Genomic DNA, 11,018 nt, shown 5'->3' on the forward strand with positions numbered 1-11,018 from the left:
CAACAACCAAGCTTATAAGTATATTTCCACCCAAAAAAGCCCTAGAGTGTGCATAATTACACTTTAGGGCTTGAAACTATTGATATGATTTTTTAATATAACCCCTTCTCACATACCTTCTAACCAGTAAGTTCAAAGACCTAAATCTAAGATTTAGATTCTCACTTTTCTAAGCTTGTATTATATGATTCTAATAAACTCCATTTATCTAATTAAAAAAACAGCTCTCCTACTTTATAGCCCTCAGGCAGTTCTTCTTCACATAAAAATTTGAAGTTATCATCCTTCAGTATTGGTAAAAATACTTCGTATGGTATCCTTGAAAACTCACAACCATAGCTACTAGCTCCAAACCACTTGCCTTCTTTGCTACTCAAATTTAAATTTCTCGCAAATTTTGTATGATTTGAGCAATCATGAACTGCTAAATCCCAGTTTTCCTCTTCAGCTATTTTCATGAATTTAAGAGTTAATTCTCTGCTCCAAGTTGGAGAAATATAGCCATGTCTAGAAATATACATGTTTTCGCCTTCATAATTGTGTATGTTATTCTCATTTAAATGTAGCTCTGCACAATTTATAAAATCCAGATTTGTGTCTAAAATTGCTTCTTTTTTTTCAAAGAATCCTTCAAAAAACTCAGGAGTCATTGGAGTTTCTATCCCTACATTTTTAATATATTTTTTAGCAAGTCCAATATTTTTTATAACTTTATCTGCACAATTAGTTGCCCCTAGGTTGAATCTTATCTCGTCAAGGCCAGCTTCTGCTAATGCCTTCAAGGTTTCTTCCGTAGCTAGAGTACCATTGGTGTATAAATGTTGATGAACCCCTGCCTCACTAAACTTCTTTATAACAGGATAGTACTTTTCAATTTCCATAAAAGGCTCTAAATAAACATAGCATACCCCAGTAGGCTTCTTATGGATGGAAAGAAGTAAATCTATATCCTTCTCATAAAACTTTGTACCTCCGATTTCCCACATACCTTCACCTATAGGAGGCTGATCCTCTAATTCTCCATAGTTATAGCAGAATTTACACTCTATGTTACATTTGTTTGTTTTTCTAATTGCACTTAAGCCAGTTCCCATAAGACAAGAACGGCATCCCATTGCAAACCTTCTTTCATTTCCCACAAAATAAGTTCTATTCCCTAGAGTTTTTAAGTCTTTAATTTCTGACATTAAGATATTATTTCTATGATCAATTGACTCCTCTATTTGAGCAAAGGTAGCGTATATGATTTCCTGTTGTTTTGTCATAAGCTCCTCATCCTCTGGCAGCATGGCAAAAAACTCAAACCACATCAACGCATCTTCTTTTGAAATTTTCATTATGTATCCTCCTCTAATTTATCTTCTTAAAGATTCAATCTGAATTCTTCTTGTTATGCTTTTTCACGTATTCTTCTTCAAAAGCCATACTCATTCGCTTTATTATATCACTTTCATTGTTTCCTTACTATGTCTTTGGAAACATATAACTTTTTGCACTTAAAAAGAACCCTGATTTCTCAAGGTTCTAAATGTGTTTCCTTGTTAACATAGCTACAACTTTACTTTGTTGAAACTTGCTGTTTGTGTACTCCACATGAGCTTGGCATGATAACTGGATTCTTAACAACATTACTCTTAACTTTAATGATTTTCATCTTGTTCCCTCCTTTCTTTTTGATGTAGCAAGTTGCATACCATATAACCTGCATTATTGCTACGTCTTTATCTATTGAAATGGCAAGTTTTCTCCTTTGTTGGATATATCCTAAAATAAAATCAAAGGTAGAATTCTATACCAGTTTCATCTAAGCAATAAAACACTTGTGATATTTCTATTAATTATGATTAGCTTTCTACATACCACTTACTTTGGGAATTATACAATTCTTGATACTTTCCATTTATACTAATTAATTCTTTGTGAGTTCCTATCTGAACAACTTTACCTTTGTCCATAACAACTATTTTATCTGCCATCTTAGTTAGAGCCAGTCGGTGCGTAACAATGAAAGATGTTTTTCCTCTTGAGAACTCGATAAATTTCATATATAATTTAGATTCTTCTATTGGATCAATTGCAGCTGTAGGTTCATCAAGAAGAATCATATTATGCTGCTTATAAAAACCTCTTGCGATGGCTACTCTTTGCCAATACCCTCCTGAAAGGTCCACCCCATCAAAATCTCGTGAAAGCATTGTATTCATACCTTGTGGAAATACTTTGGATGGCACATTTAAATCAGCTTCTTTTAATGAGTTCTCAACACATTGATGTATCACAGTGGTTGATGTATCACTTATAATAATATTATCCTGTAATGTCATCTTATAGCGTTGAAAATTTTGGAATATACTGGATATATTTTTCATCAAGCTTTTAGGGTCTAATGATTTTGTATCTTGATCATTAAAATATACGCCACCTTTATTGGGCAAGTAAATTCCTGAAATTAGATTTATTAATGTGCTTTTCCCAGCACCATTTTCTCCTACAATTGCTACAATTTCGCCACTCTCAAATTTCATAGACACATTTGAGATAGCCTCTAGCTTACTTCCTGGATAGCTAAAAGAAACATCCTTAAGCTCAATTTGTGGAGCCTTTTCATAGTTTATTTTCTTTTCTTCTTGTTCTTTTATATTCATAAATTTAAGATAGTTATCAACAGTACCAATCCTTTTCATTGCATTTCCTATTATGTAGCAAATCATCTGTTCTAGCATACTCATAATCATTCCAGTTGAAGCTAAAACAGCACCAAAATTTCCTACTGAAATAGAACCGTCAAAAAGATACTTAATAAGCAATAAAAGTGTAAGTATATGTCCCAATAATGCCGAAATTTTAAATAACAGCTCAATTCTTATTGATTTAACTTGAGTATTGATAATTTCGTCATTCAGTGTTTCTAATTTATTCTTATATCTCTTAATAAAGAAATTATATGCTCCTAGTAATCTTGTTTCCTTCAATTTTTCTTTTCCAATGATGCATTCCTCATAATGCTCACACTCTCTACGCAACGGTGCAGCCTTATCTTCAAGTCGAGCATATAATCTACTTTTAAACATTTGAGAAAGCATAACAGGGAGAGAAAATAGAAAAATAATTATAACTAAATTTGGTTTTAACCTATAAAGGTAAATACCTATAATCATAAAGTATGGTATGTAGATAAGTGTAGTATCCACAATTCCTGTTATAAGTGATACACTATTTTTTACACCTTCATGAGCCTTGTTGATATCATCTAAAAAAGAAGTGTCCTCAAAATAAGCTGTTTGCTGCATGGCACATTTCTGATTAAACAATTTTTCAAGTTTTCCTGTAACTTTACGCTCATAATCCAAACCAAAAACTGTACTTATTCCATTCAATACCGGATTGGCTAGAATGCAAAGGAGAAGTAATATAAAAGAACCAATTATTCTTGCTAACATTGCTTCACCAGTAATATATTTACCAATAACGTTAAAAAAGTGGTCAAGTGCTACAGTATTAAGGGCAAGTGTTAAACCCAATAGCAAGTCAATAATGCAAATAAATAGGAAGTACATTGGACAGGCACCAACTACTTTCCGAAAGGCCTGAACAATTGTAAGGAACGAAGATTTTTTATTAGTTTTCATTCTCATACCACCTCCTCTGACTATGAAACATTTCTGCATAAGAACCATTTTTCGTCATTAATTCATCGAATTTACCATGCTCCCTTACAGCTCCATCTTCAATAACATATATAACGTCTGCAAGTTTCGTTGAAGCTAATCGATGACTAATGAGAAGTGTTGTCTTCCCATGATTAATTTTTTCAAAGTTCTCGTAAAGCCTACTCTCACTTACTGGATCTAGTGCTGCCGTTGGTTCATCTAAAATTCTCAACGATGCATTACTTACCAGTGTTCTTGCCATTGCGATTCGTTGCCACTGTCCTCCTGATAAATCAAGACTATCCTTTATAATTCTTCCAATATAACTATCAATGCCTCTAGGTAGTTCTTGTACTAACTCAATTAATCCACTTTCTTCAATTGCTTCTTGAAAACGTTGAGTACTATAACCATTCACATTTCCTAATGCAATATTATCCTTCAAAGAAATCTCGTATTTTGCAAAATCTTGATATACCACAGCAAACATGGATTTTAATTCCTTCTGACTGTACATCTTGATTGAAATATCGTTAATAAGAATATCTCCTTCAAATTCCTCATACAATCCTGTTAGTAGTTTAGTGATTGTTGTCTTTCCTGAACCATTAGATCCAACAAGAGCATAGTGCTTTCCGCTTTCAATAACAAGGTTAAGGTTCTTTAAAACATCGCGTTTAGTTCCTGGATATCGAAATGTTACATTCCTAAATTCTATGCGATTCACTAAAATTCGATTCTCTGATGAAACACATAAGTACTCGTTCTTATACTTTAATGACAATAGACTCGTAAAATCTTCTAAGTATTCTTTGGATTGAGCTATTGCTTCGGTATACTCCGGCAATTGCCAAGCTAAATCTGGAATTAGTGATATTGTACTATTAACAATAGAAATAAATAGTCCTATAGACAATAAACCTCTTTTGAGGGGAAACACAAGAATTAAGATAATAACCGCTATCAGTAAGGAAGTTAAAATTCCACCAATTTCAGACTCCTTTAACCATTTTAAACTGGCCTTAAACTTGAGATTCCTAGCAACTTCGTATTGCTTATGCCACGAATCATTAATCTTCTTTGAGTAGTTAAAAAGAGTTCTTTCTTTAGCAGCGTTTCTTCCTATTAAAATTTCTGATAGGTACCCAGCTTTTCTTATATGTTTTTCAGACTCTCGATTCGCTTCATAATTTTCCTTACCTCCTCTTATAGCAATACGGAATGTTGGTATTGCTATAAATGCAATTGCTAATGCCGCCCACGCAACCTTAAATAGAAGGACTCCCATAATTCCTAGGATCTTAAGTATTAGACTAAATGCTNNTAAAGAAATAAAAAAATTCTCTCTTAAACTATTTTCAAGCTTAGTATTAAGATACTCTAATAATAAAGGAGACAAACTCGAATACAGTGAACATAAAACAATTGCCAATACAGACAACTTTATATGAGCTGCCCCTGAGCCTTCTGTAAAAAATTTGATTGAAGAATTTATGAAGTATGAAACAGCTAGCAATGAAAGTGTTGGAACTACACCACTAAAAAAACTAACAACTGCAATTGAAATAGAATAAAAGGGACAGTAATGAATAGGAATGCGAATGATATCAAGTATCCCGAGTGTCTTTTTTCTGAACAAGTTAAATTTTGACATCTATTTATCCCCCTAAAATATTTTAGTACCTAATAGTCACATGTACGATTATAATAAATTTCTATAGCTTATAATTCACTATTTAAATCTAAATTAAGCAAAATGCTCATAATTGTCAATTATGCATTGAAATCTTTCTTCTGATTCTTCAAGAATTTCTATAATTTTTCTTAATGAATACTCATAATGCTTTTTCATATAACAATTTCCTGTTAAGTATGGGCGTTCTACTTTACCTGAAACATACTGTGCTGCACAGTCTCTACATATATTTCTTGCCCAACATGCATTGCATACCTTATTGTTTTTATTGTTGCATTCCCTTACCAATGGATCATTAATATCATATTTAATTAAACTAACACATGGGTGACGATTCCCATCAGTGTCAAAAGTTTCTAAAAATCCTTTGCTCAACTCACAGCAAAAGTCATCAAAGCATATACCATGTAATAACGACTCAATTATTGCCTTTACAAAGATACTAATATTCTTATTTGGTGCATTTTCATAAATCTTACTATATGATTCATCAATATACTTTTCAATATCCTTTTCTTCATCTTGATTATCTTTTATTTTAAGCCAATCTATTTCAGTTGCTACTTCAGAAATATAGTATTCAACTCCCAAGCTTTCAAAATACGCAGCAAGTTCATCTCTACTTATATTTTCAAGATGAAATTTTGTCAATGTGCAATTGAGTTTAACCTTATCTGAAATTGCAGTTTCTTTTAATCGGTTTATAACACTTATTATTTTATGATGTAAGCAATTTACTCTAAGCTTATCATGAATGAAACTCGGACCATCAACACTTATTGTTATATTAAAGTTATACTTTTCAAAAAAACTAATCATTTCATCATCAATTAATACACCATTGGTTACAATATCATAATTTTCAATAATAAAATTAGCTTCAAGTTGCTCCACAATATATTTAATAACTTTAAAATTCAAAATGGGTTCTCCACCAAAAAAGCTAACCTTAGAAATTTTATCATATTTATCTTGTAAGTATTTAACTGCTTTATCCGCAGCTTCCTCACTCATAATAGGATTTACATCTCCAAAAAAATCTCCTTTTTCATAACAATAAGCACAGTTTGCATTACAATTTATTGTTGTTAGAAATAGTGCTTTCCCTAATGTTCTATCTGCCATTTCGTAAAATTTAGGCATTTCCTGAACATTTTCAAATGAATCTTTATATAATGTCAAGGAATTGCCATCAAAATAGTATTTTGATGTATTTACTGGAAATTCATATATCATTTTGCACCTCCAATTGTCATTGTATAATTTAAATCTATAATAATACATTCATTTCAAAACATCAGAAGACCTAGTCACTACTTAATCAGTAGTTGCTAAGTCTTCTTTTTGATTAGATTTACATTTAAATAAATAGTAAGCGTCTAACTAATTGTGTCTTTTGCATTACTATTAATTTATGAGTGCTCAAAATCTCCATATAGTAACTCAATGAAAAATTTTGTAAAAGCACTATATGAAATCCATACATGCTATATCGTCTATTTATTTCACTATTGTTTTAATTTATTACAATAAATAATTTATTGCAAAATAACAGTAATAAATATAGTAATCAAAACATTGACGATGATACTCTCATGTTTGAGAATGTATCAATAAAAGACTATTACTTTACATTGTTGTAGCTTGATTCTTATGCACGCCACAGTTGTTTGGTACGATAACTGGTTTCTTAACTACATTACTCTTAACTTTGATAATTTTCATTTGGTTTCCTCCTTTCTTTATATATAGCATGATGAATACTATATAGCTTGCATCATTGCTACATTTATATCTATTGAAATGGCAAGTTTTCTCATTTTAGGACATATACATCGATAAGCTATATATAACCTAAAATAAAATTGAAATTAGAATCCTATACCAGTTTCAGCTAAGCAATTACACACTCGTAATACTTATGTCAATTTTGATTAGATTTAAGCTTGTACTACTAAGAAATAACATTAAATTCTATCTAATATCACAAATGTTTTCTTATTAAGTTATATATAGTCTTTTCATTTTTGCATTTACACATTGCAGAATATTCACAATTCAAACAATCATTACTACAATTTAGTGGATAGAAATATTCAAAAGGGTTATTATCTACATCACTCATAACCTCATCAACTATTTCTTCATCGAAATAACAGTATAACAATTGACTAATGTGCTGCTTGCTATCATGTTCAATTTTTAAAGCCAAGTATAATTCATAACAATGGTAATACCTACTACTTGGGTCAGAAGGATCTAGCGTCTTATTATATTTTCTCATCCATAGAAGAGCATTCTCAAGATCATTAACTTTGATATAAAGAAGACACATGAACAATTTTATGGAAACAATGGAGTAAATATTATCATCAGTAAGCTTGATATCATCGATAAAGATGTCAAGGGTGTGATTTTCAGAATAGTTTTTTTTCTTTAGAAATTCAATCACAAAATAAGCTTCTTCAATGGATATGTCACGCAACTTAAATTGTATGATATTTCGAAGCCTTTCATAATCAATGCAATCTTCAATCACTACTGGATCTATAACATTGAATAATTCACTCATGCCGGGAACTAAAATACGATAAGCTAAAATCTCAGACTTTGTTACATCTCTCACAAAAATAGAATGACCTAAATCATTAATCAAAGAAATCAAATCAAATAGCATCTCTTGATTATCAACATAAGATTTCTTCTCAAAACTTCCCTCATATGATGTATTTCCTACAAAAAACGTTGACGGATATCGACCTGAACTATCTACAAATATTTCTATAAAATTATCAATATCTCCACCTTCTTTTAAGAAATCACTTCCCCGTGTCATCCCTTCAAAAGCTTCAATCTTTTTGCCTTGCATCAATTCTGTAAAACAACGCTCAACAGCAACCTCAAGGGATGGATGTGCAGCAGCTTTTACAAAGTAAGAAATATCCTTACAGTTGTACAGAACCAAACCAATGGCTGGAATTCCTCGCCCCAGAGAGAAATCCTTTAATTCCACTTTATAATTTCCAGTTTCCTCAATTGCATCTATCCAATTAATAACATCTGGCATGTTATTTTTAACTTCATTAGTAATAGTAGGGGGTGTAATATGTTTTTCTATAATTTCCTTGATTACAAACCTTTCTAAAATTTCCGATATTCCTTGGACAAAGGCCTCCGCCTGAGTGTTTCCTGCCACCATTCCGTTGGTACCATAATAGAGATCTACAATATCTATAGGCAAGGCTATCGCTTCATTATTTTGAATATTGCGAAATATTTCATATCTAATATACTCTCCTGATGAACAACTAAACTGCTGCATTTTTTTAAGTATTTTATCATCTGTATCCCCTTGCACACAGTTCATCCAATAAGATAACTTAGAATAAATAACATCATCATTCTGCTTCTCAACAAAGGAATCAGNNTACAATTATCTTTTAAAAGACTTCTTCCTTTAAATCTAAAAAAAGCAAGATTTTGCAGTCTCTCCATAATCTCACCATAGGCACTTGCCAGTGCATATATCTTATCTGTTCCTTTTCCACATGTATAGAAATCAGTTCCATCCACCACTAATGCCACTGAATATAGTCCATGAAAACTATCGAACCATGTTTCAGTCACAAATACCCCCCAATTTGCTAGTGCTCTTCTTGCCATTTCAATTGTTTCTAACGGTTTTCTGTCCTTGAATTTTTGATACATAATTATATCTCCTTTCAGCCTATCAAGTTTCAATACCCTAGTATATTTTATAGAAACATTTTATTAACATATTTGTATCATTTAACTTTACATCGTTCATTTTTTACTATTAGTTCATTTTGAAATAAATATATGAACAAATTATTTACCATTAATTACATTTTAATTATATTTTAGGAGCATGTCTACAAAAACCATTCGTCAATTATCAACTTTATATTAATTGTTTCGCCTAGCAATTAGAATGAATTTTTTGTCTAATACTTTTTTTCAACAAAAATGTTGCATTCATCATGTTGTTTTTAATATATATATTATTTTATTTACAATATATATTTTTATTATTTATTTGTTTAAAGATAAAAATAAACGGCAGCTCTGATATCACAAAACTACCGTAAGTAAAATATTAGAGTGCAGAAACTTCTCTGCACTGAGAACGATTTTTTTAATAAAACTCCCTTCTATGAAAATAAAAAATTAGTACTCAATAACATTAAGGAAAACTTCCATAGTAAAAATGGAAATGAATAAAATCCTACATTTTAATATTGTAATAATTCCACATTTTCATTATATAATTTACACCCATTTATTCAACAATTTAACAACTATCTCGTTAGTAACTTCTAAATCCAACTTTCCTAGAAATTTTATGTTCCAAACGAATTACAGTTTGCTTATCAGCTTAAACATTTCAGAATTTTCAGGGATATCCTGCATGGAGTGCCCATAATGTATATATCTTAGGACTCCTTCTTTGTCCACTAACATCTGTGCTGGCATTCTCCCTAACTTAAATAAATTAATCTTCTGCTCATATAGTTTAAGTACAGATTTTTTTTCATCAGGGATACCGTAGAATTTAAGATTATTTTCTTCCCAATAATCCTTAAACTTATTTGCATTTTCAGGTCCAATTACAGCTATTTTAGTATCCTTTTCTAGAAATTTATTGTAATCTTGATGCAACTGCATCATATGCTTTTGGCAAAAAGGTCAAATAAATCCCCTATTTAACACTATCAATATGTTACTCTCTCCTCTAAAATCAGAAAGCTTGAATTTTTTCCCTTTTAAATCTTTAATTTCAAAATATGGTGCTTGTTTGTTTAATTCCACACTGGCCACTTTTATAATACCTCCTTTTTAATATCCTATTCTATTCTCTAATCCAAGAAAATACATATTCCATATGGTTAGGCAAATCTAATTTCGGTTCACATTCTGTATCAAAGTAACCTTCGAGCCCCTTTTCTTTAACTGAAAAATCAAAATGGGCTGCAGCAATCCCCATATCTACCCTTTGAATATCATATGGAAAACTGTCACTATATCCCGGCTGTTTATACTCATAAAAGTGGCATGCATTGTCCTTTATTAGAATTCTCCAAGGCTGCTTATTTGATGCTGATGGGCCTAAGCGAACCATCTCCAAAGGAACCTCTAGATCTCCTGCTTTTTCTTTTGTAAGAGGTGACTGAAAATCATTTATGTAAAACAATTGATTCCATTCTTTACGTTGATCTGCTTTTATCATTTTTCTCATTACAATTTCTTTCATATGCTTCTTCGTAGCAGCATAACCATAGGGTGTTATGATTGGAAAAATTTCATCTTCTTCTATATTCATAGCTTTTGCAAATCCTTTGCGATTAAAGGTTCCCCCTAGCCAACAAGTCCCAAGTGCAAGATGAGCTAAATAAAGAATAACTGCTTCTAGTTCGTATCCTAGCGCTTCTAATGCCATTGGTTCTAATTTAATAGTTGTTCCAATATATTGCATTGCCCCTTTAATAACACCATAAGTTCCAAGCTTTTTTTCATCCTTCATCTCCCTATTGTCAAGATAGTGAAAGTTAACTTTTATTCCAAAAGGATTATCCAAGGAATTAACAAAGGTTTCAATTGCCTTTCTTTTATCTAGTTCAACCTCTTGTTCTTTATAATTTCTTACGCTGTAT

7 protein-coding genes are annotated in these 11,018 nt (G+C 31.3%); all 7 read right to left on the minus strand.

What is annotated here, in order from left to right; all coding sequences use genetic code 11:
* Positions 1–212 precede the first annotated feature (212 nt).
* Positions 213–1,337 carry a radical SAM protein gene (locus B2671_RS16430; protein WP_346871371.1) on the minus strand — a complete coding sequence of 375 codons (1,125 nt, stop codon included), beginning with the start codon at positions 1,335–1,337 and terminating at the stop codon, positions 213–215.
* A gap of 507 nt (positions 1,338–1,844) precedes the next feature.
* The gene (locus tag B2671_RS16435) at positions 1,845–3,629 is read right to left on the minus strand and encodes an ABC transporter ATP-binding protein (protein WP_346871372.1); all 1,785 of its coding nucleotides are present in this window, start codon (positions 3,627–3,629) and stop codon (positions 1,845–1,847) included.
* Entirely contained in the window at positions 3,619–4,566 is a 948-nt protein-coding gene (locus tag B2671_RS16440; RefSeq protein ID WP_346871373.1) for an ABC transporter ATP-binding protein, read from the minus strand. The genes B2671_RS16435 and B2671_RS16440 overlap by 11 nt, the downstream gene beginning before the upstream one ends.
* 831 nt (positions 4,567–5,397) lie before the next feature.
* Positions 5,398–6,582, minus strand: coding sequence for a radical SAM protein (locus tag B2671_RS16445; protein ID WP_346871374.1), 1,185 nt, complete (start codon positions 6,580–6,582; stop codon positions 5,398–5,400).
* A 748-nt stretch (positions 6,583–7,330) separates the two neighbouring features.
* Complete coding sequence (locus B2671_RS16450) at positions 7,331–8,704, minus strand: YcaO-like family protein (protein WP_346871375.1); 1,374 nt, start codon at positions 8,702–8,704, stop codon at positions 7,331–7,333.
* A gap of 1,019 nt (positions 8,705–9,723) precedes the next feature.
* Positions 9,724–10,185 carry a peroxiredoxin family protein gene (locus tag B2671_RS16455; protein WP_346871376.1) on the minus strand — a complete coding sequence of 154 codons (462 nt, stop codon included), beginning with the start codon at positions 10,183–10,185 and terminating at the stop codon, positions 9,724–9,726.
* A gap of 31 nt (positions 10,186–10,216) precedes the next feature.
* Positions 10,217–11,018: nitroreductase family protein (locus B2671_RS16460; RefSeq protein WP_346871377.1), on the minus strand; the 802-nt coding region annotated here is incomplete at its 5' end.

It is taken from the genome of Clostridium sp. UBA5119, assembly GCF_002414285.1.
Lineage (GTDB): Bacteria > Bacillota > Clostridia > Clostridiales > Clostridiaceae > Clostridium_J > Clostridium_J sulfidigenes.